Here is a 24,859-nt window from a genome sequence, read left to right on the forward strand (position 1 = left end):
AACTGTAAAGAGTGAACGTGAAATATTTATGGATGTCTCCAAATCTAATTTACTTCTGAAACGCGTCGTTAACGTCAAAGTCATTGTGACTCCTCTCTGGAAAGAGGAAGTACAACAGCAGCTGCAAACCCAGATCAATCAACTCGATCAGCAACTGCAACAGCTAGACGTTGAAGGACAAAGAGCGATCGCAGCAATTCAAAAGCAGAGTCTGCAACCACCTGGCCCCCAGACCCTCCAACAAATTGACAATATCCAACTCCAAGTCAATCAAAAGAAAAGTGAATTTTTGGAGCAAAAAAACCAGTTGCTGCAAAACCTCCAGCAAGTACAGTTTCTCCAGCAAGATCAGGAAGTCAACCAATTTCAAATGGAAGGTTTTTTCCGGGTAGAAACCGGTGATAACCTGATTAGCAAAATGCAAGTCGAAATCGTTTTACGCGATGGCGTTGTAGAAGAAATTCGCGGCGACATTTAAATTTTTCATTTGTCCGTTGTCATTAGTCATTAGTCATTTGTTTTGTTACCAATGACCAATGACTAATGACAGATGGAATTTAACTTAGTGTGACGGCTCCCAGACCAACATTCTGCCTGGGAGCCAGCCCAAACAATTTGCCACACTGGAGGTGAGCTAATAAAAAGCGATCGCCCAAAGGTTGTCATCTCTGCTCGATATTTAACCGTCCCAACTGAATTATTACCCCGCTTGATTTGCGTAATCGTTACTAACGCCTGATTTGGTTGCGGATAAACTACATCTATCTTTCGCGTTCCTCCCACTGCTATATCCTCAAACGCATTCAGGGCGAGGGTCGTAGGATTACTGCCTTGGAGAGATGAGTTGAGCTTTTCTAAAGGTATAGTTTGATAATCGGAACGCTCTGAGAATACTGCAACTTCCTGAGACTGATGTATTGCTCCCATCTGCTGGGGTTGCTCATCACTAGTCTCAACAATCGGTGCAGATTGCTGGTGCTGAATAATATAAATTCCAGCACCAGCTGTGGCAGAGATACTTAATATCACAATCAAAAAGAATTTTAGCTTTGCCGACATAAAAATAAACAGGAATTTCAAATAGGTTTATTACCAGTTTTGAATTCTAGATTGAACTACATCCTATATCCTCTATCCGTGAGAAGCTCTTGTATCTTAAGTAGTGGTTATGAGGAATATTAAATAGCAATCCCATTTAATCTGTGAGAAATTCGTGGTGGTTTTTGGAAGTCAGTGACTAAAACGAGATCGAGATTTTGGCTAACCATAGAGGATAGCTCTGTATTATAGACCTCTAAGCTATATTTAGGTTCCTAGAGAATGCCCAATGTCCTTCGGGAGTGCTGAGTGCTGAGTGCTGAGTGGGGAATGTTACTTCTTTACTCAGCACTTGGAACTCGAAACTCGAAACTGTTTTGCCCAATCCCCAACCTAAAATATAAACAGTCTAAAACTCTCTCATCAAGATACAATTCGATCTGACAAAAACTGTTAAAGTCCATAAACCATTGATTTCCAAACCACCCTATGAGCATTCACGAAGTATTTATGCCGGCGCTGAGTTCCACCATGACGGAAGGCAAAATCGTCTCTTGGGTGAAATCGCCTGGGGACAAAGTGGAAAAAGGCGAAACAGTGGTGGTTGTAGAGTCAGATAAGGCAGATATGGATGTAGAAACCTTTTATGAAGGCTTTCTTGCCCATATCATAGTTGAAGCTGGTGAAACTGCCCCGGTAGGATCTGCGATCGCCTTCATCGCCGAAACGGAAGCTGAAATTGAAACTGCCAAATCTCAGGCTAATTCCGGCGGCGTGGCTGCTACTACTACCTCTTCTCCGAAACCAGTTGCCGCCACAGCCTCAGCCGCCCCACCTGCCTTAGCGTCTCAAAACGGTTCTAACCACAAAGAAGGAAGGCTTGTAGTTTCACCCCGTGCCCGCAAGTTAGCCAAAGAACTCAAAGTTGATTTAACTACACTCCAAGGTAGTGGCCCCCACGGACGCATTGTCGCCGAAGATGTAGAAGCATTGTCTAATAAGGGCAAACAACCCGCCACTGCCCCAGCTGCCCCACCAGCATCCGTACCAACCAGCGCCCCAGTTGCACCCCCAGCACCTCGGACACCAGCACCCACGCCAGTAGTAGCGGCTGTTCCTGGTCAAACCGTACCTTTAACTACCTTCCAAAATGCCGTAGTGCGGAACATGGTAGCTACCATATCCGTGCCCGTCTTCCGTGTCGGTTATACAATTACCACTGATGGGTTAGACAAACTTTATAAACAAATTAAATCCAAAGGTGTGACAATGACAGCGCTACTGGCGAAAGCTGTAGCAGTGACATTGCAAAAACACCCATTGTTAAATGCTAGCTACTCAGACCAGGGTATTGTTTATCATTCTGATATCAACATTTCCGTAGCAGTAGCGATGGATGATGGCGGATTAATTACGCCTGTGCTGCAAAATGCAGACGCAGTGGATATATATTCTCTATCGCGTACTTGGAAGTCTTTGGTAGAACGTGCCAGGGCAAAACAACTACAGCCCCAAGAATACAACAGTGGTACTTTTACCCTGTCGAATTTGGGGATGTTTGGTGTGGATAAATTTGATGCGATTTTACCGCCTGGACAAGGTTCAATTTTAGCGATCGGGGCATCCCGTCCGCAAGTGGTAGCAACACCCGACGGTTTATTTGGCGTGCGGCAACAAATGCAGGTGAATATTACTTCTGACCACCGGATTATTTATGGTGCCCATGCTGCGGCGTTCTTGCAAGATTTAGCAAAATTGATTGAGACAAATCCTCAATCTTTGACACTGTAGTTTTGAAAAGACACCAAATTTAAACGTTAGCGCTATCAGCGAACAGCAGTTTTTCGTAGAGTAGCGCTAACAAGAAACAATACCTACATTTAAATTTTTTATGTCCAAACTATGTAGCGATACCACGTCTCTACATGAGTTTATGTCTAAACTGATATTAAAGTGACATACGATAACACCTTAAAATATCTGGTTGAGCAGTATCCAGAAGATTTTATCCGCTACTTACTCGCATCTGAAACAACGGATATCCAGATTCTCAAAACAGAATTAAATCAAGAACCAATCCGTGCCGACTCAGTAACCTTTTCGCAAACTGCTAATCAAATACTGCATTTAGAGTTTCAAACCTTACCAGCATCGACTCCACCCTTGCCACTACGGATGTTGGACTATTGGGTGCGGCTATATCGACAATATAATTGTGATATCGAGCAGGTAGTGATTTTCCTTAAACCCACAACTTCAGAAGCTGTCTTTGTAGATCAATTTACTGCCCGCAATACTACCCACCGTTACCGCATCATCCGAATTTGGGAACAAGATCCAGAACCTTTATTGTTATCTCCTGGTTTATTACCTCTGGCAATTTTGGCGCGAACAGATTCTCCTCAAAGCTTACTTCAACAGGTAGCAGTTCAGGTGAGTATGATTGAAGAAGAAGCCACCAAGCAGAGTATCTCGGTATGTACCCAACTTCTAGCAGGGTTGGTATTCGAGCCAGAACTAATTCGTCAGTTTTTGAGGAGAGAAGATATGAAAGAATCTGCCATTTATCAAGAAATTCTTGAAGAAGGACTGCAAGAAGGGAGACAACGAGGCATTGAACAAGGTATTGAACAAGGAAGACAATCAGAACTAAGGCTAGTGATACGTCTATTAACTCGTCGGCTTGGTTCAATTAATTCTCAGTTACAATCTCGATTGCAAGAGTTGTCCCTGGCTCAGTTAGAAAACTTGGGTGAAGTATTACTAGATTTTGCCAGTGAGGCTGATTTAATGAATTGGCTAAATACAATAGAAAATTAGAGTTTCCTCTAAACCTTTCGACCAGTTACAAAAAAAGTCAGATTTTCGTACCAAGCGCCTTGCTCAGTTGCTTCTGCTTCAATTTTTTGACGATACTCTGCTTTTAATTCTGCCATTTGTTCAGATGAAACCTGTAACAAGGGATTTTCTCTGGGATGAAACCATCCTCCATTCCATTCTCTAGCTTGCTCTAGATTGCGGTAGAAACCTAGTTGTTGAGTCTTCACTTTAATATTTTCAAAACCAGCCTCTGCAAGCAGATGATGACACTTTTTGGGTGTACCTGTTGGCTCATTGATACTTGTCAGCAAAATATCATATTTGTTACAAATTTCGATGATGAGTTGTGCTCCACAAGATTCTTCAGAACAACAAGAAAAACCCACAACTTTGCCTGGTTTGAGGAAACGGTACCATTTACGTAGAGCGGCAGGAATATCTTTGAAATACACTATTGCTGTAGAGCAAAGAATTACATTGAAACTCTCATCTTTGAAGTCGATATACTCAGCATCAGCCTCAATGAGTTCGATATTTTGCAAGCCTAATTCTTCAATTTTATGTTGTGCTTGAGCTAGCATCCCTGAAGAAAAATCTACTCCAATTACTTTTCCTTCAGAGCCGACAATTTGTGCAACAGCAATAGCAATGATACCTGTGCCAGTTGCGATATCCAATACTTGTTGTCCCTTTTTAAGTTGAACTAAATTTAATAGAGGCAGAGCGCGATCAATTGTGTAATCGTTGTCGTAGCTAGTTCTACTATCAAAGAAATCAATTACTTTTTTCTTATACTCTTGTTCGTATTGGCTATTTTGCATGATATTCTCGATTTTCACTGGACAATTATGAGAATAAATTGTGAGTGCAGCTTCTGTCTTCTGAAAACTTGCTTTCAAAATATTGAAATCTTGCCAAATTCCAAATTTTATATCATTTCTCTATATAATTTGGGTGTGATTCCTACATGCTTACGAAAAATAGTAGTAAAGTTACTTTGGTTAGAACAGCCAATTTGATATGTAATTTCAATAATAGGTAACTGACTATAAGTAAGTAAAAATTTAGCTCGTTGAATTCGACATTTAATGACATCTTGATGTGGAAAGATATCCATTAAACGTTTAAACCAACGACAGAATGAATAGGAACTCATATTACTAGACTAGCCAGTTCTACCAACGTTAACTTTAATGCTAAGTTGTCATAAATATAATCAATTATCTGCCGTAATTGGCGCTCAGAAAGATTAATTTCAAGCTCTGCAATTGGTTGCCGTGTTCCAGAATAAGTTTTGAGGAGATGGGCTGCTAGAGCAATGGCAACTGATTCACCATATAGCTTACCAGATGGATATCCGGTTTCAAGCTCTGCTTTAAGTGCCATTCCCAGATGAAAAATTTGCTGATCGCAGACTCCGCGCTGTGGGATAATTTCAATAGTGCGTAGGCGTAGCCTGTCGTAGACATCGCTCCCAACGATCAGATCATCTGCTACTCTCTTAAATAGACTGGAATCAAAGGAGACTAGGAGAAATTTTATTTCCTCGTGCTAACGCGCTTGAGTCGGAATCTTCTTTGGAATGATGTTAACCAAACCTCTCCTCATCTGCGTACTGTGTAACCTTCCACCTGCTAGTCGCCAGTCTATTTGACATGAATTACCAAGCCAAATATTAACACTGTGCTGCTGTAAGCAAAGCTCTGGACATTCAAAGGCGGGTAAATGATGCTGTTCAAGCACAATCCCGTTCCAGTGATTAGTGCTGGATAAAATAGAAGATTTACTGCTCATCGGCACAAGATTTCCACTTGCCACATCAATGGCTGAGAGTTGTTCAGATTTCATGTTGCCTACTCACTTATGAGCTACTACAAAAAAGATAGTAAGCTAATGCGTGACAAAATTACACTATTAATTTATTTTCGCTAGCGCTAGCAGATGCCTCTATTTGCTCAGTCCATTCACTAAAAACACTCATTTCTTCCTCAGCGTACCTCTGCGTTTAAAAAAATAAAAAAAGTGGGTATTACCCACCCTACCTAAATTATCCCTTAACACAAAGAACTTGCTTAAGCGTTGCTACAACCTCAACCAAATCTGCTTGATTTTCCATAACTTGCTCTATTGGTTTATAAGCACCAGGAATCTCATCTAACACACCCTCATCTTTGCGGCATTCTATGCCATTTGTTTGCTCAATTAAATCATCAAGTGTGTAGACATTTTTTGCCTTATTTCTTGACATCAAACGCCCTGCACCGTGAGAACAAGAACAAAAACTATGAGCATTACCTTTACCCTTAACGATGAAAGACTTTGCCCCCATCGAACCAGGAATAATCCCATAATCTTCAGTCTGGGCACGGACTGCACCTTTACGAGTAACGTATACATCCTCATCAAAATGCACTTCTTTTTCGGCGTAATTATGATGACAATTAACCTGCAATAAAGGTTTAGTTGCTTTCCCACTGGCTAAATGCTTCTCAACTATGTGCTTAAAACGCGCCATCATCACATCACGGTTGACACGTGCATAGTTTTGTGACCATTGTAAATCGTGCCAATATGCCTGGAATTCTAGCGTACCAGCGACAAAGTGAGCTAAATCTGGATCGGACAATTTATTACCTGCCATTTTTGCTAATTCTCTGGCTGTATGAATATGACACTGGGCAAGTTTATTGCCAATGTTACGCGAACCAGAATGCAGCATTAGCCAAACTTGATTCTCTGTATCGAGGCACACTTCAATAAAGTGATTTCCTCCACCGAGAGAACCCATCTGTTTCATCGCTTTACTTTGTAAGTCTTGCACGCCGCGATGCAAGTCTTTAAAATCATCCCAGTGCTGCCAGTTGCTGACAGATTTTTCAACGTCTTTATTTTCGTTGAATCCAGTCGGAATTGCTGCTTCAATATCTAAGCGGATTTTCTTCAGTTTACCTTCTAGTTGTTCAGCAGTAAATGCTGTTTTGATAGCGCTCATACCGCAACCAATATCCACACCGACGGCTGCTGGAATAATTGCCTCTTTGGTTGCAATTACAGAACCCACTAAAGCACCTTTTCCTAAGTGAACATCTGGCATTAATGCCACATGCTTAAATACAAATGGCAATGATGCCACATTCTTGGCCATTTTGGTTTCTTCTGGCCCCAAAGAGTGATTTGCCCAAGATAAGACGGGTGCTGGTGTGGTAATTTTTAACTTTTCGTAGGGCATAATTTTTTCTATTTTGGATTTTAAATTTTAATTTTTGGTGAGGTAGTGCGGTTTTCTCCCTTGGCGCTAGCCTCTCGCTTTGGGAGAAGGGGAGACGCCAAGGGCGATAGCGCAGCGTTAGCGAGTCATCGAGCGTCTTCCGCCATGAGCAACTACCGTTAGCGCAGCGTTAGTGAGGTACGAGCGTCACCCGGAGGGATTGAGTATAGGGCAGTGATAATTATCGCTATAACTTATAAACCATTACTTATATATTGCTACGTTAGTTGTAGCAATATAAATGTTGTATTGTCTTTCATTTGGCTCTCTAAATTTTCGTAAAGCTGAAGAACTACTTTTAGGAGTGACATTTACATAATACAATTACACTACAAAAAGTTACAATCGTCAACGTATCACCATAGGGAGAAAGCAGATGCTTCCCAAATGTATTAAAATTTGTAAAGAAAATCACTTTGTTTAAATAGCTCCTTAAAGTTCTGACACAATATGGCAGTGCGTCAAGATACAATCTGGGAACGTTTTTTATCCCCTGTAGTGCGTCTTTTGATTGATGAAGATGGGTTACGGCGTTACGCTGATAGTATTGATTGGGAGAAAGAGAGCGATCGCTATCGACGAGATGATGTCATAATTCCGTGGTACTACAGTAATCAAAACTTTCACGGTATTGCTGGCGGATATCTGACTTACGATGCAGCAGTTACTTACGATCCGATTACCCACTATGTTTTGCCACCGAATGAAAGTATTGTTCGTCAAGCTTTAGTTGATGCCGTCAAGGTAAAACCACGACGCATACTCGATTTAGGCTGCGGCACAGGTTCTACTACTTTAATGTTAAAACAGGCTTTCCCCGAAGCGGAAGTTATTGGTTTGGACTTATCGCCCTATATGCTGATAAGGGCAGAAGATAAAGCTAGAAATGCTGGTTTAGATATAGTATGGCGACATGGAAATGCTGAAAAAACTGGTTTGAGGGATGCAACATTTGACTTAGTAACAGCTTCCTTGTTATTTCACGAAACACCAGATGCGGCGTCTTTAGCAATTCTGCACGAAAGCTTTCGGCTGCTGGTAACTGGAGGACAAGTGTTAATTCTAGATGGGAATCAGAAGACTCTGCGTCAGTTAGAATGGCTCAATGATGTTTTTGAAGAGCCATATATTCGTGAATATGCTGCTAGTAGTATAGAAGCGAATATGGGTGCAGCCGGATTTGAAGCAGTGCGATCGCAGGATGTATGGTGGATAAATCAGGTAACTAGCGGCATTAAACCAATAGCAACCGAAAATGTCCGTCAGTATACTGCCACATCAGTAGATAATAATGATTTGGAGGGACTTGGTTCTCCAGCGTTTGGCATAATGGCATGAGTTTAAAGGCAGTTCTCTTTGATTTTAATGGTGTAATCATTAACGATGAGCCAATCCACTTGCAACTGATCGATGAGATTCTCATGGAAGAAAATCTCCAACCCCAAAGGGTGAGTGAGCGTCAAGCTTCTTTAGGACGCAGCGATCGCGCTTGTTTTCAGCAACTACTCGCTAATCGTGGTAGAGTAAATGACCAAAACTATTTAACTCAGTTGCTGTACCGCAAAGCCCAAGCCTATGTGGTGGAACTAAAAAAAATAGAGAAACTGCCTTTATATCCAGGTATAGAAGACTTAATATTTCAGGTGCGATCGCGCAATCTGAAACTAGGATTAGTTAGTGGCGCGATTCGCACAGAAATAGAACTAGTACTAAATCGAGCTAAACTCGCTGAACATTTTAAAATCATTGTCGCGGGTGATGACATCAATACCAGTAAACCTGAACCTGATGGTTATTTACTGGCAGTAAAACGTCTAAATAAAGAATATCCCGAATTGAATCTTCAACCACAGGAGTGTCTGGCAATTGAAGATACTCCAGCAGGTATCGAAGCAGCGAAGCGATCGCAGATGCAAGTTGTTGGTGTAGCGAATACTTACCCATTCCACATGCTCCAGCGCTGCTGTAACTGGACTGTTGATTATCTCAATGATTTGGAACTCGAACGTGTGCAGAAGGTTTATTCCCAAAAACAGCCTCAACCATCGGTAACTGAATGTTAGAATAATTTATGGTGATAATGTCTTAAATTAAGGAGTAATAGTACTCTTGACATAGCACCGATTAAGGGGAATTAGCTCAGTTGGTAGAGTGCTGCGATCGCACCGCAGAGGCCATCGGTTCGAATCCGTTATTCTCCAGTTGTCCATTAAATAATTATTGTCAGTTTTAAAGAATTAATGTCCATTTTTTCCAAGTTTAGGGGCATAAGTTACTTATTTTCGCGGCTTTCAGCAATTAAATCAGTTTTCAAGAATTATTGTCCAGAGTTGAAATCAGTTTTAAAGAATTATTGTCCAAAATCCGCCTGTAAAACTCGGCTAAATATATGTTTTCTAATTTAATTTATTACAGCAAGCCCAAGGCTCTTGAATTACAAGAATAGCTTTAAAGCACTTTATTTGCAGTCTAATTACAAAAATATATAACCTCTTCTTTTGCTGTTTTCACCCAAGCAGAGGCTCCATTACTATAAAATAGCTGCGTTTTATGTGCGATCGCATCCCTACGAGCCGCTTTGTCAGGTGCTTGACAAATAGCATCTATTAAGTCCACCTTTTTTAAGTAATCTACTGAATCTTCGTTAACAAGGAGGTGCTTTGTCTGTTCTTCCTCTATTGTTGATACCTCCTCTATTTCCAAAGCTGGAAATCCTTTGCTCATAGGCTTCCTGGGCATAAACACTCTTAAAAATATGTCATCATTTACTTTAAAATTTTATGTTATTTATGACATCATTTAATTTAAAAATTTGTGATTGAGTTATTTAAAAAGAAAATCACTATAAGCCTTAATCAATAAGGATTTTGGCGATTACTACTCTTCAACGCAAAATGACAAAAATTCTTGAAAATGGACAATAATAATTTAATGGACAGTTAGCGACAGCGTAATCCAATAAAAGCTTTGGTAATGTTGGGTTTTGTTTTTCAACCTAACCAACATCTGAATTATTTTCTAGAGTGAGCAATACCCACCAACTCTTATTGAGAAGGTGCAAGATGTGAATACTCAATTGTAGTGTAAATAACCATTTTGGAATCTGTCACATTACACCGTAAATTTACTAAAGTACTCGATAAAGTGTTAATTACAAACATATTACAAATTAATTTTAGGTAATTTCCGAATAATGAAGAGTTTGCTGATTCCGGTTCAAAAGTTGCAACCAAGCGATCGCACCGCAATGTATGTGCTACTGCAAAATTACTTTAAAGGTATAACCTGGGATGGGTTTCAAATTGATCTAGAGCGCAAAAACTGGGTTTTATTGTTGAGAGATGAAACATCCAATGCACTCAAAGGATTTTCAACTCTGATGTTATGCCAAAAGACTTTTTTGGGAGAAAAAATTAGTGTGGTATATTCCGGCGATACTATTGTTGATCCTAGTGCTTGGTCGAGTACAACACTACCACGTAGTTGGATTGCCGCTATCAATTTTCTGCGTCAACACTATGCAGAAAATAAACTTTACTGGCTGCTAATTTGCTCTGGTTTTCGCACTTATCGTTTTCTCCCTACCTTTTGGCAAAATTTCTACCCCCGTTATGATGTCACAATACCTGCTGAAGTCAAGAATCTAATGGGGAATTTGGCACAGGAATATTATGGTAGCTTATACCAAGAAGCAACTGGTATTGTCCGGTTTCTGCATCCCCAAATTTTACAGGAAGGGTTGATTGAAATTCCATCAGGACGACAGACTAATCCCCATATCCAGTTTTTCGAGCAAAAAAACCCCGGCTATCGACAAGGAGATGAATTGGTTTGTTTAACTGAGATCAGTTATGACAATCTTACCCGTGCTGGACAACGGATGTGGGAGTCAGAATCATCGTTAAAATTTGTGCAAGATTGTGTTCTCATTTAACTTTTATGCCATCTACCAACCTACACTTAAACTTTAACAATCCAACACAATTTATAGAGGGATGGTATTGGACATTACCATCAAAAAAATTAAAAATTGGCCAGGTAAAAGCTATAAATTTGCTAGGTAGAAATCTGGCAATTTATCGGGGAGTTAGTAGTCAAGTAGTAGCTATAGATGCCTATTGCCCACACATGGGCGCACATTTAGCAGAAGGTAAAGTAGAAGGTAATAATATTCGCTGTTTTTTTCATAATTGGAAATACAATGAGCGCGGAATTTGTGTAGATGTTCCTTCTGTCAAAAAACCGTTACCTGTATGTATTAAAACTTGGCATACTGCGGAAAAGTACGGCATGATTTGGGTTTGGGTGGGAGAAGAAAATCCAAGTTCGCTGCCTTTTGTACCAGAACTAGAACAGGCAGACTGTGATTATATATTGGGGACTAAATTTGTCAAAAACTGCCATCCCAATGTCTTACTAATTAATGCGATTGATGCTCACCACTTTAATACAGTACACAATCTGCCTTTAGAGATTATATTTGATTCCCAAGACCTCAACCCCAACGCTATTACCTTCAGCAACACTACACGCGGAGGGGATGATTCCTGGTTAATCCGCCTGATTCGTCCTCTATACCGCAACGAAGTTACTTATAGTATGTGTTATTGGTATGGCAGCACTGGTACTGTGACATTAGGGCCGGATTTCCTGCACTTCTACATTATATTTGCGCTGCGAATGATAGAAGGAGGAAAAACTGAGGGACAAACAATTTTAGTGACTCCCAAACGTCCTGGATTTTTAGGATGGGTAGTAAATCGTGGTTTGCTATGGTTAACCCAGCAGGTTGGTAATTATTTTGCAAAGGGGGATACCCAGGTATTTCAAACTATTCAATTTAATTTGCAGACTCCCACTAAAGCAGATAAATCAATTTTGCAATTTATTCAGCACGTTAATCACCAAAAAGCCTTAACTTGGGTAAAGTGGGAAACTGTTAATTACTCAAATATTCAAATCCCATCAACACCTAACCCTGAGTTGACTTTAATTGAACAAGAAAAAAATGGATTTAAAATATAACATTGTTTGTCGGTTTTGACCTACCACACACAGATTCTCATGGTCGTTTGCAGCGGATATTAACAGCAGCATTACCCAGTCAGAATAATTATGCTCCTTCCCGGCAATTAAATTATTGGGATGCTGAATTTTTCAACTTACATCAAGTCCAAATATTTCAACAATCTAATATTAATGAACAATCTGCTATTCTGGAACTTGCCAACCGCAGTTTGTTAGAAGAATCATATTTCATTGAGAAAGCAGGCGTTGGCTACATGGCAAAAATGGTACTGTTAGCAGAAACAGTTGAAGAACGAATGCTTTATGGACTGTTTACGGCTGATGAAGCTACCCACCTTCACCAAATTAGCCATTTTTTACCAGAAATAGAAGTAACTAGCACGGACGATCTGTTTTTGCGCTTACTATCAGAAGTGGTTGAAAGTGCAGATAAAACAGTTTTGTTGTTTGTGCTGCAAGTCGTTTTAGAAGGATGGGGTTTAAGCCATTATCGGCATTTAGCGAAGGAATGCCGCTATCCAGTTTTAGCAGAACTTTTTTCCAGTTTTTTACAATCTGAATCCCGCCATCACGCCACAGGAACCACCTTGTTTAATCAAATTACTCTTTCAGCATTCAGTCAAACAACAATTCTTGATGTATTGGCACAGTTTTTGTTTATGGTACAGGTGGGGCCGCAAAGTGTATTAGCAGCAGCGGAACAAGTGAAAGGACATCTGACGCGATCGCAAAAAATCCAAATTTTAGAAGAGTTGAATACAGAGACTCATAGCGGAACGCGATTACAAATATTGCGATCGCTCATGGGGATAAAATCAGCCCAGTCTATCCTGCAAACCTTAGAAGAACGCGGAGCCTTTCAACCACTCCCCGCTTATCAATGCGTGTAATAAATATCAATCTTATCTCTGCGTGAAATAAAAACGGATATGGAAAAAACTATTCATCGCAAATTACAAATTAATCACACCCGCAACAAACAGCAAGATCATACTGCTTTAATGGATGAAGTAGTTACGAATTTTCGCTATGAAGATTGCCAAAACGAGTATTGGAACCCAGAGGAATTTTCCCTACTATATGGTACACCTTTATGGGAACAGTCCAGCCAACATCAGCGTCTAATTTTGAACCAACTTTACTGGGTAGCTTACTACTCACAAATTGTTTCTGCTGAAATTGCCACTATCTTTTTCAATCAAACCAGTGCAGCCGGACTTTACGCTCAAGAAGATTTTCGCTTAATCTGCGATACATTAGATTTGGAGTCCTCCCAAGAGCGATCGCACATTAACGCCTTTCGCACAATTGCCAAACAGGTTGAGCAAGCCTTGTTTGGGGAACTGATCTTTACCTACCCCATGCGCGGCCCCTTTACAGAAACGATGGTTTATGCTGACACCAATGCCCTAAAAACTTGGTGGAAAAAAATTCAACTTCAATACTTTGGGCTGATTTCTGCGAATAATACTTTTTTGGCTTGTCAGTATTTCACAGTCCGGGGTGTGCGGACACTAAATGGCAAGTTAGTACAGCACAAACTCAGCAATTATTATCAAAAACATCCCCATCCTGAAGCGGCTCCAATTCCTGCTAAAGTTTCATATTATCATTTTCTAGATGAAAGTTTTCATTTCAATAGTTCGGCAATTATATCTCATGATGTTGTCACTTGCCTTAAGCCACCAACTGCATTTGAGCGACTAGTTGCTAATTTAGGATTGCTGGGATGTCAGCGCGATCATTTTCATTTTTCGGCGGCGATTAACGGGATTTTTTGGTATGATCCGGCGCTGTATAGTAAGATTTATCAAGTATTGCGATCGCCAATTTTTGAGATGAGTGACATGGATGCTAAAGAAATGATGCGGCGTTGTTTTACTAAGGAGTCGGAAGGGTTACAGCGCAGTTTTTCAACTCATCAGGAGGCGATGAAATCTTATCAGGTGTATGTTGAAAAACTCGATTATATTTGGCAAGGTAATCGGGATATGTCGCTGATGGCTACTAATTCAATTACTCAATATTTGGCAACTCAAAAAAGGGCTTTCCAAGGCTTTTAACAGCGAGATTGTTTGTTTGTTTTTAGCTCACGCAGAGACGCAAACACGCAGAGAGGAATGGAAGAGTGTTGTTTAGGTAAAATTGTTTTGTATTATGGCTAACTTCTGTAAGATATCGTTTCCAGGAAGTGATTTTTTTGCGATCACTCTGGAATGTCATCAAAGTTTGTCTGAACATCTCACTATTCAGAATTCACCTGTTTTGTTTGGTTGTCGGACTGGTATTTGTGGCACTTGTTTGGTTGAGGTTATTGGTGATATTCCTCCTCCTCAACCTGATGAACAGGAAATGCTGGAGACATTAGCAGCTAATCATCCTCATGCGCGGTTAGCTTGTCAGGTTGATGTTACAGAGAATGTTGAAATTCGTAGGGTTTAGATGGTGATTTAAAAACAACTAAAAGAGCAAGTATGGATTGGTTAGAGCGCGTCGCAAAAATTCGCAAAACTTGTAATGTGCCAGCACCAGCCCGAAATGTTGCTATTGCTAGAGTATGGGTAGATGAGACGTTTACCGAGCTATTCGCCTTTAGTGGTAAGCTCTTACGAGAGGGAGCGGTTGTTGTACCGACTCAACCGATGTTTAAAACCTTTGAAGTTACCGGACACCGAAGAGACTTAGACTCAGAGTACAAAATATTAGAAGCGATCGCCGAAAAATATACAAATAATAGAGAAGTAAAGGGTAAGATTGAGTTATTCAGCGAAAGAGAGCCATGTGATTCGTGTGAGTATGTCATTAAGCAGTTTAGGCAAACTTTCCCGAACATTCAGCTAAATATATATCACGGAAACATTGCGTAAAGGAGTCGGTATAAATGTCAATTCGCAATTTACCCGAACCACTTCAGCTTATTTTTAACGAGAATCAACTTTCGCCATGTTCAGATTTGGAAATAATTCAATTTGAACGACAAAAAGGTATTATTCTGCCCAGTAATTACAAAGACTTTCTCAAGATGATGGGGCATGGTGCAGGTAAGTTTTTGCGTGGCTCTGATTGCTTCTACGAGCATCTACCGCAAATTCAAGAATGGGCTAAAGAACTTTTGGTAGAAAATGATTTTCCTGAAGCTTTGCCAGAGGATGCTTTTGTCTTTTTCATGCACCAGGGTTATCAGTTTAGCTTTTTCAGGCTGTCAGAAGGTGATAATCCACCAACTTACTCATATTGCGAAGGGCAGCAAGAGCCTTATTTCGTCAAAAGTCATGATACGTTTAGTGATTTTCTAGCGGTAGAAATAGACCTTTATTTAAAATCTTCAATGTCTCTAGCGAGTTAGATATTTGCCATATCAAATAAACAATCAGCTTTTCTCCTACCTAATATCGCTCCTATACGTTTTGGGAAATGTTGGGTTTCCTAATGTCAAACCGACCTACTCGCTAGAAGATTTTAGCACTTTAGCTGTGTAAAGGCTAAATCGAAGGTAGGCAGTTCACTTGACATCAGCAACAATATCTTTCAAGAGGTGGCTCCAATGTATTGTCATGTTGCGTTTGTTGAGTCCCTGCTTGGGGCATAAGGATCTGTCTCTTGATATCCAGGTTCTCCAGGTCTGTAAGACATATGAGGTGGAACCCAGACATCGTAGGGCATCATGCTATCAAATGGGTAAGAGAAAGCTTTCCATGACTCTGAACCATTTAAGTATTCCCAATAAGCGAATTTGCTGAGGTTAATAACTTCAATAGCTCTAGCTAGTAATTTGTAGAATCTTAAAAGTAGCAGTTCAGGAGGCTGGTTTTCAAGGCAACTGATCGCATATGCATCCATTGGGTTCGGACAGACCCCATCTTCACAGCAGTATGTAATTAGGTACTGATCAAAGTAATAACACAGGTTAACCCATTGATAGCGAGGATAATCACGATTGTAGTAGAAGAGTTTCTCTCGCATACTTTTTGCACTTACACATTGATCAGTGACAATCAAAAATGTAAATATTTGATCCAAGTGATTGTGCCTTTGATCAATTGGATAACCATCTATGATTGATAAATTTTTGTCACCTGCACTTCGATCTAGTTCTTTCACAGATCGGATATTATCATAAGCCTCTGCTACTTTCTTTGTAGAAGTTAACTGAGATTTAACCTCAGCTACAGCAACAACTGACTCGCAGGGGAAAAACATCTTACCGCCAACAGCCTCAAATGAAGGACATAAGGATGCATCGTAGATTACGACATCTATTTGACGGCTAACCTTCCCATGAGCATCAAAAACAAAACCAGTTGATACACCAAAGCGTTTAGGTAGATGCTTCCGAAGAAAATCTCGAATTACTTCCTCACGTCCTGTTCCCAGTTCTCCTGGATGTGAAATCAATTTTTGTTGCAATGCTATACGCATTTGTTCTGCAACACTTTTAAGCAATTGAGATACATGGAATTCAGTCATCTAGTCCTCTTCATTGTTGTGACCAGACAATTCTAGATAATCTTTAGCTTTACAAGCAACAATAATTACTAAACTACCTAAAATATATAGGCACTATTACTCCATAAGCTAATTAGAATGTAAAACAATATTTCCTAAATTTCCCTGAAACCACACCATAAGAGATACAGCAATATTTACTTCAGAGCTTGCCATAATTTAAATACGATCGCTCTCTTTCCTCCACCACCCACCATGCAATTTGCAGATTTCTGGTACATTGTCGCACTCAGCGAACAATTACAATCTAACAAGGTATTAGCACGAACCGTTTTAGGAGAATGGTTAGCGATATTTCGCGGTGAAGATGGACAACCCGTAGCTTTGCGCGATCGCTGTTTACACCGCAATAGCCGTCTATCAGTAGGTAAAGTTTGTGACGGTGCTTTACAATGTCCCTATCATGGTTGGGTATATGACGGGGTTGGGAACGTCATTGCTGTTCCAGCCGAAGGAGATGACTTCAAACCTTCGCCACAGCGTCGAGCCAAGTGTTACGCTACCAAAGAACAAGATGGCTATGTTTATGTGCGGTTAGCCGATACCCCAAAGGTTGATTTTGAACCCTTTTCTATGCCTCACTACGGACAAACAGGATGGGAAACGCTACGGGTAATTAACCGTTTTGCTAACAATGTTACTAATTCTGCGGAGAACTTTATTGATATTCCCCATACGGCTTTTGTTCATCCTGGTGTTTTCCGTACTTCCCGCCAACAAAAGTTAGAGATGACTGTTGAACGGTGGAATGGTTCGGTTTTGGTGGAGTATCGCAACGAAAACAGTAATTTGGGATGGTACAGCCGTTTTCTGAATTTGCAGGGTGCAGAGATTAAACATAGCGATCGCTTTTATATGCCAAATATTACCTCTGTGGAATATAAAATGGCACACAATCGCCATTTGTTCATTACCAGTCAATCTATTCCAGAAACCGATAATTCCACTCTGGTTTATACCGATGTCACCTACAACTATGGTATTTGGAATAAGTTAGCACGTCCCTTTGTGCGGTGGACTGCTCAACACATTATCCGCCAAGACGTGGAAATTTTGGGTATTCAGGGAGAAGCGATCGCTAAATACGGGACACAATTTTATAATACGCCGGCAGACACAATTCATATATTTGTAGAGTCAATTATGACAGCTATATCTCGTGGAGAAGATCCGCGTTTATTGCCAAATCAATCAGTAAAAGTTACATTTTGGGTTTAAGAATAATTCCTAATTCGTAATGAATCAACAATATCATGTCCTGAGAATTAGTTATAATTCCCACAGTCAATGCACGCCACACGCCAGATGCTCCACTTGGGGAGACCCCAAGACCGCACTGGCTCCCCTTAATCCCCTCCTCCGAGAATCGGCTACGGTGTAATGTACACACAAGAGAAAAACCCTCCAGATGATTGAAATATCCAAAAATCTGAAGGGCTTGTGTTTGATTTTCGCAATTTTGGTAACTTTTATGCTTTCCAGGCGAAACTAACTATTTGTTTCCAATTTGAAAATATTCGCTGTCACTCCCAGACTTTCTTCAAAAAGTGACTCGTGACCCCAGCGTTGTACTTGCTGACTCAGCAATGCTTCCGCCTTTTGTTCAGAAAGTGAAGTCACCTGTTGAAACAGACCAGCAGATTGAGCGCCGCCGTGAGTTTCCATGCGCATACAACCACCAGTTTCCGAGCAAATTACTGTACCACAGTCTGCCTTCGGATTGGTCGAACTTAGGCGCAAAGCAATCAAATCACCAGCAATCTCACCTACATCAGCAAGGGGAACACCCGCTAATTCGGCTTCTATTTGCCGTTGGTCTTGGGCAATAAAGTTAATGCGAGTGATATCATAATCTCCAGTTTCCTTTTTATAGGAAACTGGCTGCCATTCTAGACGACTTGCCAACCAACCCAAAAACAATAATGCTTGTGCGGGGTTGCCTTTTTCGTAATCAATAGTTACTCGGTCAACTTCCCGAAGGGCAGCCCGACGATGAGGTGAGTCGTACGCTTCAGCTGTCAACTCCTGCCATGATGCAAGGCGACGCCAGTTGAGGTCAGCCAGGGGAACCCCACTTTGCACCAATTCTTGGAGGCGGAGTAAATCACTTTCTGGCTCGTTAAAGCGGCAAGAATCCACAATCACATTATTGCAAACTGCTGCCAGCCGCTTGAATAGAGTATTGTTGGGGTCTGGTGTTGCTTTCCACCAGAGAAACTTTGGTAAGCCGCCAATTAACAAGGCTGGAATCATGCCCCCTACCCGTTCCAAGGCAGCAGCAGTTCCACTAAGAGTTATGTATTCGCAGCAAATTAGTGTACTTGACGATTGCTTTTGGATTGGGCAATAGGCAGAAACTTGAGCCTTGACCCCTTTATCTTCGCCAGTAATGGGAAATAGGGCAATAATCCGGCAAGGGTTGCGGAGGGCGATTTCGTCGGCAATTCTAGGGCTTGGGGAATTTAAGCTTAAGCTGGGAAGTTCAATAGAACTATTGTCTCCTGTAGCCCCGTTTCCTTGACGTTTGATGAATTCTTCTCTCAAGACAGCCACGGTTTCAGGTGTTGCTGTTCCAGTATTTAGCAGTGCATATTTTGTCTGCACTTGCCGCAAGGCAGCTTCCATCTGAGGCCCTAAAATCCCATCAAGCGGGCCGTTGTAAAATCCCAAAGTAGCCAAAAGATACTGGGTTTCTTCGGGTTCGTAAACCACTAAGGTAAATGTTGTGGCGCGAGTAGCAGCAGGAAGCGCACCGTCCTTGCCAGTAATGCCGTAACTTTGCCAAATTTGATTCAGTTCCGTATCTATTTCGTTAAGCGAAATATCTTTTGGCGCCTGAAGTGAATAAATTGTAGAAGCTTGGGGAGCCATAGTAGTTTTGAGTTGTCAGCTTTGTTTTGTTGAATACAGTTAGAAGTTAAAAGTTAGGAGTTAGGAGTTAGGAGTTAGGAGTTAAAATAACTGAAATTCTTAACTCAAAAACTCATAATTTATAACTTATCACTCTTAACTCATCACTCCTAACTTTCTAAAGTCTGCGCCAGCGACGACCATCCTGGTTAATTAAGAATTCTGCTTCTGCTGGTTCCCAGGTACCAGCTTCATACTGGGGAATAGTATTTGCATCAGCGGGTGCATCCCAAACGGAAAGGGCTGGCGTTACTACCTGCCAAGCGGCTTCTACTTCGTCCGCGCGGGTGAACAATGTTTGATCGCCCATCATACAATCAAGGAATAAGCGATCGTAGGCATCAGATGTTGCTTGGATGCCAAAGGAACCATAACTAAAATCCATGTCAACGGAACGAGTACGGAATTCTGCACCCGGCATTTTCACATCAAAACGCAGGGAAATACCTTCATTCGGCTGAATCCGCATCGCCAAAATATTGGCGTTTGTTTGTTGGGCAGCAGATTGGAACATCCGAGATGGAACTTCGCGGAAGTGAATGGCAATCTCACTGACTTTTTTCGGCATCCGTTTTCCGGTACGCAAATAGAAAGGTACACCTTTCCAGCGCCAGTTATCTACCAAAAACTTCATGGCGACGTAGGTCGGTGTGGTGGAGTTGGGAGCAACGCCTGGTTCTGTCCGATATCCTGGCGCTGCTTCACCCTTCATCCAGCCAGCACTATACTGACCGCGTACTGCTGACCGCGACAGATTGTGAACATCAGCTAAACGAGTAGCTTGGAGTACCTTCACTTTTTCTGTGCGGATGCTGTCGGCATCCATTGCGTTAGGTGCTTCCATCGCCGTTAGGCAGTAAAGTTGCATGAGGTGATTTTGCAACATATCCCGTAGTGCGCCGACGCTTTCATAGTAACCAGCCCGGTCTTCCACTCCCACGGTTTCTGCTACGGTAATTTGTACGTGGTCAACAAATTGACGATTCCATAACGGCTCAAAAATCGCATTGGCAAAACGAAACACCAGCAAATTCTGGACTGTTTCTTTACCTAAGTAGTGATCGATGCGGTATACTTGGTTTTCTTTGCAAAATTTCTGTACCACTTGGTTAAGACTTTGGGCTGATGCCAAGTCCCGACCAAAGGGTTTTTCAATTACTAGACGATGTTTGTAGGCATCTTCTAGCATCCCGGCGCTTCCTAACTGCTTAATCGCTTCGGGAAAGAAGGAGGGCGCAACCGAAAGGTAGAACATGCGATTCCCTCGCGTGCCCCGTTTTTCGTCTAATTCACTCAATAAATTTTTCAGTTTTTGGTAGCCTTCGGGGTTGTCTATATCCCCAGGACTGTAGAACAGACCTTGAGAGAAATCTTGCCAGAGTTCCCCCAAATCGACATCAGGATGTGCCTCTTCCATGCCCTTTTGCATTTGTTGGCGGAAGTACTCATGGCTCCATTCTCGACGTGCCACACCGACAATAGTAGTTTCTGGGGGAATACGCCGTTCTCGCCGCAATTTATAAAGTGCTGGCACTAGTTTGCGCCAAGTGAGATCGCCAGAAGCGCCAAAAATGACAATAATCTGGGGTTCAGGCATCCTTTGTTGTTGCAGACCAACGCGCAAGGGATTTTCTAGCAGACTAACCATAACAATTTTGGATTTTGGGTTTTGGGTTTTGAGATTGGGGACTGGGTATTAGGGACTGGGTATTGGGTATTGGGTATTAGGAAAATTGTTTACCAGTCCCCAGTCCCCAGTCCCCAGTCCCTAGTCCCTAGTCCCTACACTGGTGACAATACCTTGATCTTTTCTTCTAAAGAGTTCATCAAGGACTGGAAGGGCTGGATAAACTTGTCAATACCATCGACTAACAGTTCATCCATTACGTTATCGAGATCGATGTTGATGTCAGGATCTTTGAGGTTTTCGATCAGTGTGTAAGCATTTTCTACGTCGGTTTCTAAGCGATCGCCTACGTTACAATGATCGGCACAAGCTTTAATTGTCGCTGGTGGTACGGTGTTGACGGTATCACGGCCAACCAACTCTTCGATATACATTACGTCTCTGTAGTTGGGGTCTTTGGTGCTGGTGCTAGCCCAAAGTAGCCGCTGTACTGTGGCTCCTTTTTCTACCAAAGCTTTCCAACGATCGCTCTCGATAATTTTTTTGTATTCCTGGTACGCAATCTTAGCGTTAGCGATCGCTACTTTCCCTTTAACAGCCAAGAGCTTTGCTTCTACGGTAATATCATCGACGCCTTTTTTCAACTTAGCATCAATCTTGCCGTCAATGTTGCTATCGATCCGGCTGAGGAAGAAGCTAGCGACTGAAGCAATTTTACTGATGTCCTTACCTTCAGCCACCCGTTTTTCTAAGCCCCGAATATAAGCCCAAGCTGTGTTAATGTAGCTTTCTACAGAAAACAGCAACGTAACATTAACATTTATCCCTTCGGCTATTACCTGCTCCACTGCTGGCAAACCAGGTTCTGTACCAGGAATTTTAATCATCAAATTTTCCCGACTAACTTCTTGGAAATAGCGTCGGGCTTCGCTTATTGTTGCTTCAGTATCATGGGCAATGGTTGGTGGTACTTCAATACTCACATAACCATCTAGTCTATTCGAGGCTTCATAAACAGGGCGTAAAATATCACATGCATTACGGATATCTGCAAAAACCAGGGATTCGTAAATTTTGTATATCGGTAGGCCAGCCCGAACTCCGGCTTCGATATCGCCATCATAAATGACGTTACCTGCGATCGCTTTCTCAAAGATGGCTGGGTTAGAGGTAATCCCAGATATACCTTGATTTTCAACCATGTCTTTGAGTTCACCTGATTGAATAATGTCACGGGTCAAATTATCCATCCAGATACTTTGACCGTATTGGTTAATTTCTAGTAGATGATTGGTAGACATAGCTCTAATTTGTTTCACTCCTGTATAGTGATGTTTCTAAGTAAGTTGGCAAAACCCATCAAAATTTGATGCTTACTTTGAATTGTGGCGTTGCCAATCACTTATCGCATCGGCCAGCTGAGATAATCTTTAATACATCTTCAAAAAGTGCTATTCTGCATTCCCAATCCTAAATCACTATGATTAACGTTTAATTAATAGGCAGATGACAGTACAGCACAGAGGAAATAAGTCACTCTTATAAAACGTCTAAAACTCTTACGTAACAGTAATTACGAATTACGAATTACGAATTGTCTTCTAGTGTCCGTTTTGAATAAAAGACTCCACCTTTGCGACATCCTCTTTGCTACCAATAATTAAAGGCGTGCGCTGATGCAGTTTTTTTGGCACTACATCCAAGATATTTACCAGTCCTGTAGTAGCACGGCCGCCAGCTTGCTCAATCAAAAAGGCCAGAGGAGCCGTTTCATAAAGTAAGCGTAATTTTCCTTCTGGGTTTTGAATTGTACCTGGGTAAAGAAACACGCCGCCTTGAACTAAAATTCTATGGATATCGCTTACCATTGCGCCGCTATAACGAGCGCTGTAGCCTTCTGTGCGATGAACGTAACGAATGTATTCTCGAATCGATTCTTCCCACTGCCAAAAGTTACCCTCGTTCACGCTGTAAACAGAACCGTGTTTAGGAATGCGGATATTCTCTTCTGTGAGAATAAATTCTCCTAAGCTGGGATCGAGGACAAAAGAATGAACGCCCTTACCTATAGTATAAACCAACATTGTGCAGGGCCCATACAGGATGTATCCCGCAGCGAGTTGCTTACGTCCATTAGTGAGGAGATCGGTTGCCTTGCCATCGCTATCAGTTCCTTCTTGTTGGCGAATGGCGAAAATGGAACCTAAGCTGAGATTATTATCAGTATTGGATGAGCCATCAATTGGGTCATACAGCAGGGTATAGCGCCCAATGGGGCAATTTTCTGGGATGTAGTAGGGATTTTCCATTTCCTCAGAAGCGAGGCGACAGACTAAGCCGCTTTGCTTAAACACTGAGATAAATACATCATTGGCATAGACATCCATCTTTTTGACGGATTCGCCTTGGACATTAACTTCCCCAGTAAATCCGAGAACGCCTTCCATTAAACCAGCGCGACTCATGCGACGAGCAACCAGTTTCCCAGCCAGGGCGATGCGATTCATTAGCGCACTTAAATCCTGTGCATCTGGCGAAAAACTCTGAAGTTGTTGGAGGACGTGACGGGATAAGGTTGTACAGTCACGATCTAAAGCTCTGTCTGTAATATCGTCTGTAGATAAGTCTAAAGATTCTGGCGCTTTAGCCATTTTTATGTTCTCCGCAGCCACTAGCTGTTAATTGGGTTTTAGTCATCTATAGCAACTTATAGTTGCTGCTTCTATCTTAGAAAGGTAATTTGATAACTTAGATGCGACTTTAGATAAACTAAAGAAATGAAGCTTCAGCGACCCCTGCAACCAGAGCCTAGCTACTTTGACTTAACACGACTTTCTCAAGCGGGCAGGTATACCCACGCATCCTATCAACAAAGTAAGATCCCCACATTTGCAGCAGGGGCTATAGGTTTACTCTGAAACATTAATACGAAAGTTTTATCAGATTTGCCTAAGAGAATGTTTGAAAAGTTGTATTGTCGGTATAATATCGTGTCCAGCTAAAGACTTATCATTAAGACCGCTCCAGGAGCAGAGGTACAAAGGGGAGGGGTTTCAACCTTTAAGGCAAGTAATCTCCCTGGTTAACTAAGTAAAATTTTGCGTAAAAGCGTAGCGTTTTTAACGCATGGTGATGCATTGGCATTGCAGGGTGATGCATTAACATTGTCTCGGCACGCATTGACATTGTATTGAGATGCAATGGCATTGCAGAGGGACGCATTAACATTGTATCGAGATGCATTGGCATTGCAGAGAGATGCATTAACATTGTATCGAGATGCATTGGCATTGCAGAGGGATGCATTGGCATTGCAGAGGGACGCATTGGCATTGCAAGGTATTGCCAAATTTAATTCGCTACAAATTAATGAAATGCTGTATTAAGATACTTTTGGTTGCTGCCATAGGATGAGTTTCAATTCAGAGCAGTAGTAAGCCTCATCGCTAATTTGGTGTTCGTGGTTAGCTATCCAATCATAAATTTGTGTAGCTTTTGCTAATGCCACTTTTTCTGAACGATAAAGCTGAGGAGTAGGGCAGTAAGCTTGGCCATTGATGTGTATAGCTGCAATCTGCCAATAATCGCTCTCTGGTACAACTTCTAAAAACCCGTTACTGTAAGGCTGGATTATTCCTATATTCATCTACAACCATCAAACT

General features: G+C 41.5%; 27 protein-coding genes and 1 tRNA gene. 15 read left to right on the top strand and 13 right to left on the bottom strand.

The window, feature by feature from the left end; genetic code table 11:
* Positions 1–28: 28 nt before the first annotated feature.
* Entirely contained in the window at positions 29–478 is a 450-nt protein-coding gene (locus tag ACFE93_RS17920; protein ID WP_069072569.1) for a YlqD family protein, read from the top strand.
* Positions 479–540: 62 nt separating this feature from the next.
* On the opposite strand, the gene ACFE93_RS17925 is transcribed toward ACFE93_RS17920, so the two are convergent.
* Positions 541–1,059, bottom strand: coding sequence for a hypothetical protein (locus ACFE93_RS17925; protein ID WP_375474752.1), 519 nt, complete (start codon positions 1,057–1,059; stop codon positions 541–543).
* A 468-nt stretch (positions 1,060–1,527) separates the two neighbouring features.
* Here ACFE93_RS17925 and ACFE93_RS17930 point away from each other — a divergent pair, with 468 nt between their 5' ends.
* Positions 1,528–2,829 (top strand): dihydrolipoamide acetyltransferase family protein, encoded by a 1,302-nt coding sequence (locus ACFE93_RS17930; protein WP_375474754.1) that lies wholly within the window; start codon positions 1,528–1,530, stop codon positions 2,827–2,829.
* Between the two features lie 162 nt (positions 2,830–2,991).
* The gene (locus tag ACFE93_RS17935) at positions 2,992–3,858 is read left to right on the top strand and encodes an Rpn family recombination-promoting nuclease/putative transposase (protein WP_375474756.1); all 867 of its coding nucleotides are present in this window, start codon (positions 2,992–2,994) and stop codon (positions 3,856–3,858) included.
* A gap of 8 nt (positions 3,859–3,866) precedes the next feature.
* Here the strand turns inward: ACFE93_RS17935 and ACFE93_RS17940 are convergent, their stop codons facing one another.
* The 5 genes from ACFE93_RS17940 to ACFE93_RS17960 form a co-directional block, all read right to left on the bottom strand.
* Entirely contained in the window at positions 3,867–4,679 is an 813-nt protein-coding gene (locus ACFE93_RS17940; RefSeq protein ID WP_375474810.1) for a class I SAM-dependent methyltransferase, read from the bottom strand.
* A 107-nt stretch (positions 4,680–4,786) separates the two neighbouring features.
* Entirely contained in the window at positions 4,787–5,014 is a 228-nt protein-coding gene (locus ACFE93_RS17945) for a helix-turn-helix transcriptional regulator (RefSeq protein WP_375474758.1), read from the bottom strand.
* Entirely contained in the window at positions 5,011–5,244 is a 234-nt protein-coding gene (locus ACFE93_RS17950) for a hypothetical protein (RefSeq protein WP_375474760.1), read from the bottom strand. Before ACFE93_RS17950 ends, ACFE93_RS17945 begins: the two co-directional genes overlap by 4 nt.
* A 165-nt stretch (positions 5,245–5,409) precedes the next feature.
* Positions 5,410–5,706, bottom strand: a complete 297-nt coding sequence (locus ACFE93_RS17955; RefSeq protein WP_375474762.1) for a hypothetical protein — start codon at positions 5,704–5,706, stop codon at positions 5,410–5,412.
* A 199-nt stretch (positions 5,707–5,905) separates the two neighbouring features.
* The gene (locus ACFE93_RS17960) at positions 5,906–7,087 is read right to left on the bottom strand and encodes an RtcB family protein (RefSeq protein WP_375474764.1); all 1,182 of its coding nucleotides are present in this window, start codon (positions 7,085–7,087) and stop codon (positions 5,906–5,908) included.
* 489 nt (positions 7,088–7,576) lie between these two features.
* Between ACFE93_RS17960 and ACFE93_RS17965 the strand changes: the two genes are divergently transcribed.
* The 3 genes from ACFE93_RS17965 to ACFE93_RS17975 all read left to right on the top strand — a co-directional run bounded on the left by ACFE93_RS17965 (position 7,577) and on the right by ACFE93_RS17975 (position 9,327).
* Positions 7,577–8,464 carry a class I SAM-dependent methyltransferase gene (locus tag ACFE93_RS17965; protein ID WP_375474766.1) on the top strand — a complete coding sequence of 296 codons (888 nt, stop codon included), beginning with the start codon at positions 7,577–7,579 and terminating at the stop codon, positions 8,462–8,464.
* The gene (locus tag ACFE93_RS17970) at positions 8,461–9,189 is read left to right on the top strand and encodes an HAD family hydrolase (protein ID WP_375474768.1); all 729 of its coding nucleotides are present in this window, start codon (positions 8,461–8,463) and stop codon (positions 9,187–9,189) included. The genes ACFE93_RS17965 and ACFE93_RS17970 overlap by 4 nt, the downstream gene beginning before the upstream one ends.
* Positions 9,190–9,254: 65 nt before the next feature.
* Positions 9,255–9,327, top strand: a tRNA-Ala gene (locus ACFE93_RS17975).
* A gap of 268 nt (positions 9,328–9,595) precedes the next feature.
* Here the strand turns inward: ACFE93_RS17975 and ACFE93_RS17980 are convergent.
* Positions 9,596–9,865, bottom strand: a complete 270-nt coding sequence (locus ACFE93_RS17980; protein ID WP_375474770.1) for a hypothetical protein — start codon at positions 9,863–9,865, stop codon at positions 9,596–9,598.
* Between the two features lie 454 nt (positions 9,866–10,319).
* Here ACFE93_RS17980 and ACFE93_RS17985 point away from each other — a divergent pair, with 454 nt between their 5' ends.
* From ACFE93_RS17985 to ACFE93_RS18015, 7 genes are all read left to right on the top strand, one after another.
* Positions 10,320–11,060 carry a hypothetical protein gene (locus ACFE93_RS17985; protein ID WP_375474772.1) on the top strand — a complete coding sequence of 247 codons (741 nt, stop codon included), beginning with the start codon at positions 10,320–10,322 and terminating at the stop codon, positions 11,058–11,060.
* A gap of 5 nt (positions 11,061–11,065) precedes the next feature.
* On the top strand, positions 11,066–12,151 hold the full coding sequence (locus ACFE93_RS17990; protein ID WP_375474774.1) for a Rieske 2Fe-2S domain-containing protein: 1,086 nt from the start codon (positions 11,066–11,068) through the stop codon (positions 12,149–12,151).
* Positions 12,152–12,153: 2 nt separating this feature from the next.
* On the top strand, positions 12,154–13,044 hold the full coding sequence (locus ACFE93_RS17995; RefSeq protein WP_375474776.1) for a ferritin-like domain-containing protein: 891 nt from the start codon (positions 12,154–12,156) through the stop codon (positions 13,042–13,044).
* Between the two features lie 39 nt (positions 13,045–13,083).
* Positions 13,084–14,217, top strand: a complete 1,134-nt coding sequence (locus ACFE93_RS18000; protein ID WP_375474778.1) for a P-aminobenzoate N-oxygenase AurF — start codon at positions 13,084–13,086, stop codon at positions 14,215–14,217.
* A gap of 94 nt (positions 14,218–14,311) precedes the next feature.
* Positions 14,312–14,596 (top strand): 2Fe-2S iron-sulfur cluster binding domain-containing protein, encoded by a 285-nt coding sequence (locus ACFE93_RS18005; RefSeq protein WP_375474780.1) that lies wholly within the window; start codon positions 14,312–14,314, stop codon positions 14,594–14,596.
* 32 nt (positions 14,597–14,628) lie between these two features.
* Positions 14,629–15,021: a deaminase domain-containing protein gene (locus ACFE93_RS18010; protein WP_375474782.1), complete on the top strand. Its 393-nt coding sequence runs from the start codon at positions 14,629–14,631 to the stop codon at positions 15,019–15,021.
* A gap of 14 nt (positions 15,022–15,035) precedes the next feature.
* Positions 15,036–15,500, top strand: a complete 465-nt coding sequence (locus ACFE93_RS18015; protein WP_375474784.1) for an SMI1/KNR4 family protein — start codon at positions 15,036–15,038, stop codon at positions 15,498–15,500.
* Between the two features lie 206 nt (positions 15,501–15,706).
* Here ACFE93_RS18015 and ACFE93_RS18020 read toward each other — a convergent pair whose 3' ends face one another.
* The gene (locus ACFE93_RS18020; protein ID WP_375474786.1) at positions 15,707–16,621 is read right to left on the bottom strand and encodes a DUF6602 domain-containing protein; all 915 of its coding nucleotides are present in this window, start codon (positions 16,619–16,621) and stop codon (positions 15,707–15,709) included.
* A 234-nt stretch (positions 16,622–16,855) separates the two neighbouring features.
* Between ACFE93_RS18020 and ACFE93_RS18025 the strand changes: the two genes are divergently transcribed.
* On the top strand, positions 16,856–17,878 hold the full coding sequence (locus tag ACFE93_RS18025; RefSeq protein ID WP_375474788.1) for a Rieske 2Fe-2S domain-containing protein: 1,023 nt from the start codon (positions 16,856–16,858) through the stop codon (positions 17,876–17,878).
* Between the two features lie 270 nt (positions 17,879–18,148).
* Here ACFE93_RS18025 and opcA read toward each other — a convergent pair whose 3' ends face one another.
* From opcA to fbp, 4 genes are all read right to left on the bottom strand, one after another.
* Positions 18,149–19,531, bottom strand: a complete 1,383-nt coding sequence (gene opcA, locus ACFE93_RS18030; RefSeq protein WP_375474790.1) for a glucose-6-phosphate dehydrogenase assembly protein OpcA — start codon at positions 19,529–19,531, stop codon at positions 18,149–18,151.
* 157 nt (positions 19,532–19,688) lie between these two features.
* Complete coding sequence (gene zwf / locus ACFE93_RS18035) at positions 19,689–21,218, bottom strand: glucose-6-phosphate dehydrogenase (protein WP_375474792.1); 1,530 nt, start codon at positions 21,216–21,218, stop codon at positions 19,689–19,691.
* Positions 21,219–21,352: 134 nt separating this feature from the next.
* A complete protein-coding gene (tal, locus tag ACFE93_RS18040; RefSeq protein ID WP_375474794.1) occupies positions 21,353–22,498 on the bottom strand; it encodes a transaldolase in 1,146 nt (381 codons plus the stop codon).
* A gap of 300 nt (positions 22,499–22,798) precedes the next feature.
* The gene (gene fbp / locus ACFE93_RS18045; protein ID WP_334931501.1) at positions 22,799–23,848 is read right to left on the bottom strand and encodes a class 1 fructose-bisphosphatase; all 1,050 of its coding nucleotides are present in this window, start codon (positions 23,846–23,848) and stop codon (positions 22,799–22,801) included.
* A gap of 549 nt (positions 23,849–24,397) precedes the next feature.
* Here fbp and ACFE93_RS18050 point away from each other — a divergent pair.
* The gene (locus ACFE93_RS18050) at positions 24,398–24,583 is read left to right on the top strand and encodes a hypothetical protein (RefSeq protein WP_375474796.1); all 186 of its coding nucleotides are present in this window, start codon (positions 24,398–24,400) and stop codon (positions 24,581–24,583) included.
* Here the strand turns inward: ACFE93_RS18050 and ACFE93_RS18055 are convergent.
* Positions 24,580–24,843 (bottom strand): hypothetical protein, encoded by a 264-nt coding sequence (locus tag ACFE93_RS18055; RefSeq protein WP_104907192.1) that lies wholly within the window; start codon positions 24,841–24,843, stop codon positions 24,580–24,582. The two genes, ACFE93_RS18050 and ACFE93_RS18055, sit on opposite strands and share 4 nt — an antisense overlap.
* Positions 24,844–24,859: the final 16 nt, after the last annotated feature.

Origin of the sequence: uncultured Nostoc sp. (assembly GCF_964247315.1) — a bacterium.
Taxonomy (GTDB): Bacteria; Cyanobacteriota; Cyanobacteriia; order Cyanobacteriales; family Nostocaceae; genus Nostoc.

What these genes read in the sequence shown, in the direction of transcription:
- ACFE93_RS17920 (WP_069072569.1), top strand. Translation starts at nt 29, where the DNA reads ATGGATGTCTCCAAATCTAATTTACTTCTGAAACGCGTCGTTAACGTC.
- ACFE93_RS17925 (WP_375474752.1), bottom strand. Translation starts at nt 1,059, where the DNA reads ATGTCGGCAAAGCTAAAATTCTTTTTGATTGTGATATTAAGTATCTCT.
- ACFE93_RS17930 (WP_375474754.1), top strand. Translation starts at nt 1,528, where the DNA reads ATGAGCATTCACGAAGTATTTATGCCGGCGCTGAGTTCCACCATGACG.
- ACFE93_RS17940 (WP_375474810.1), bottom strand. Translation starts at nt 4,679, where the DNA reads ATGCAAAATAGCCAATACGAACAAGAGTATAAGAAAAAAGTAATTGAT.
- ACFE93_RS17945 (WP_375474758.1), bottom strand. Translation starts at nt 5,014, where the DNA reads ATGAGTTCCTATTCATTCTGTCGTTGGTTTAAACGTTTAATGGATATC.
- ACFE93_RS17950 (WP_375474760.1), bottom strand. Translation starts at nt 5,244, where the DNA reads ATGGCACTTAAAGCAGAGCTTGAAACCGGATATCCATCTGGTAAGCTA.
- ACFE93_RS17955 (WP_375474762.1), bottom strand. Translation starts at nt 5,706, where the DNA reads ATGAAATCTGAACAACTCTCAGCCATTGATGTGGCAAGTGGAAATCTT.
- ACFE93_RS17960 (WP_375474764.1), bottom strand. Translation starts at nt 7,087, where the DNA reads ATGCCCTACGAAAAGTTAAAAATTACCACACCAGCACCCGTCTTATCT.
- ACFE93_RS17965 (WP_375474766.1), top strand. Translation starts at nt 7,577, where the DNA reads ATGGCAGTGCGTCAAGATACAATCTGGGAACGTTTTTTATCCCCTGTA.
- ACFE93_RS17970 (WP_375474768.1), top strand. Translation starts at nt 8,461, where the DNA reads ATGAGTTTAAAGGCAGTTCTCTTTGATTTTAATGGTGTAATCATTAAC.
- ACFE93_RS17980 (WP_375474770.1), bottom strand. Translation starts at nt 9,865, where the DNA reads ATGCCCAGGAAGCCTATGAGCAAAGGATTTCCAGCTTTGGAAATAGAG.
- ACFE93_RS17985 (WP_375474772.1), top strand. Translation starts at nt 10,320, where the DNA reads ATGAAGAGTTTGCTGATTCCGGTTCAAAAGTTGCAACCAAGCGATCGC.
- ACFE93_RS17990 (WP_375474774.1), top strand. Translation starts at nt 11,066, where the DNA reads ATGCCATCTACCAACCTACACTTAAACTTTAACAATCCAACACAATTT.
- ACFE93_RS18000 (WP_375474778.1), top strand. Translation starts at nt 13,084, where the DNA reads ATGGAAAAAACTATTCATCGCAAATTACAAATTAATCACACCCGCAAC.
- ACFE93_RS18005 (WP_375474780.1), top strand. Translation starts at nt 14,312, where the DNA reads ATGGCTAACTTCTGTAAGATATCGTTTCCAGGAAGTGATTTTTTTGCG.
- ACFE93_RS18010 (WP_375474782.1), top strand. Translation starts at nt 14,629, where the DNA reads ATGGATTGGTTAGAGCGCGTCGCAAAAATTCGCAAAACTTGTAATGTG.
- ACFE93_RS18015 (WP_375474784.1), top strand. Translation starts at nt 15,036, where the DNA reads ATGTCAATTCGCAATTTACCCGAACCACTTCAGCTTATTTTTAACGAG.
- ACFE93_RS18020 (WP_375474786.1), bottom strand. Translation starts at nt 16,621, where the DNA reads ATGACTGAATTCCATGTATCTCAATTGCTTAAAAGTGTTGCAGAACAA.
- ACFE93_RS18025 (WP_375474788.1), top strand. Translation starts at nt 16,856, where the DNA reads ATGCAATTTGCAGATTTCTGGTACATTGTCGCACTCAGCGAACAATTA.
- opcA (WP_375474790.1), bottom strand. Translation starts at nt 19,531, where the DNA reads ATGGCTCCCCAAGCTTCTACAATTTATTCACTTCAGGCGCCAAAAGAT.
- zwf (WP_375474792.1), bottom strand. Translation starts at nt 21,218, where the DNA reads ATGGTTAGTCTGCTAGAAAATCCCTTGCGCGTTGGTCTGCAACAACAA.
- tal (WP_375474794.1), bottom strand. Translation starts at nt 22,498, where the DNA reads ATGTCTACCAATCATCTACTAGAAATTAACCAATACGGTCAAAGTATC.
- fbp (WP_334931501.1), bottom strand. Translation starts at nt 23,848, where the DNA reads ATGGCTAAAGCGCCAGAATCTTTAGACTTATCTACAGACGATATTACA.
- ACFE93_RS18050 (WP_375474796.1), top strand. Translation starts at nt 24,398, where the DNA reads ATGGCATTGCAGAGGGACGCATTAACATTGTATCGAGATGCATTGGCA.
- ACFE93_RS18055 (WP_104907192.1), bottom strand. Translation starts at nt 24,843, where the DNA reads ATGAATATAGGAATAATCCAGCCTTACAGTAACGGGTTTTTAGAAGTT.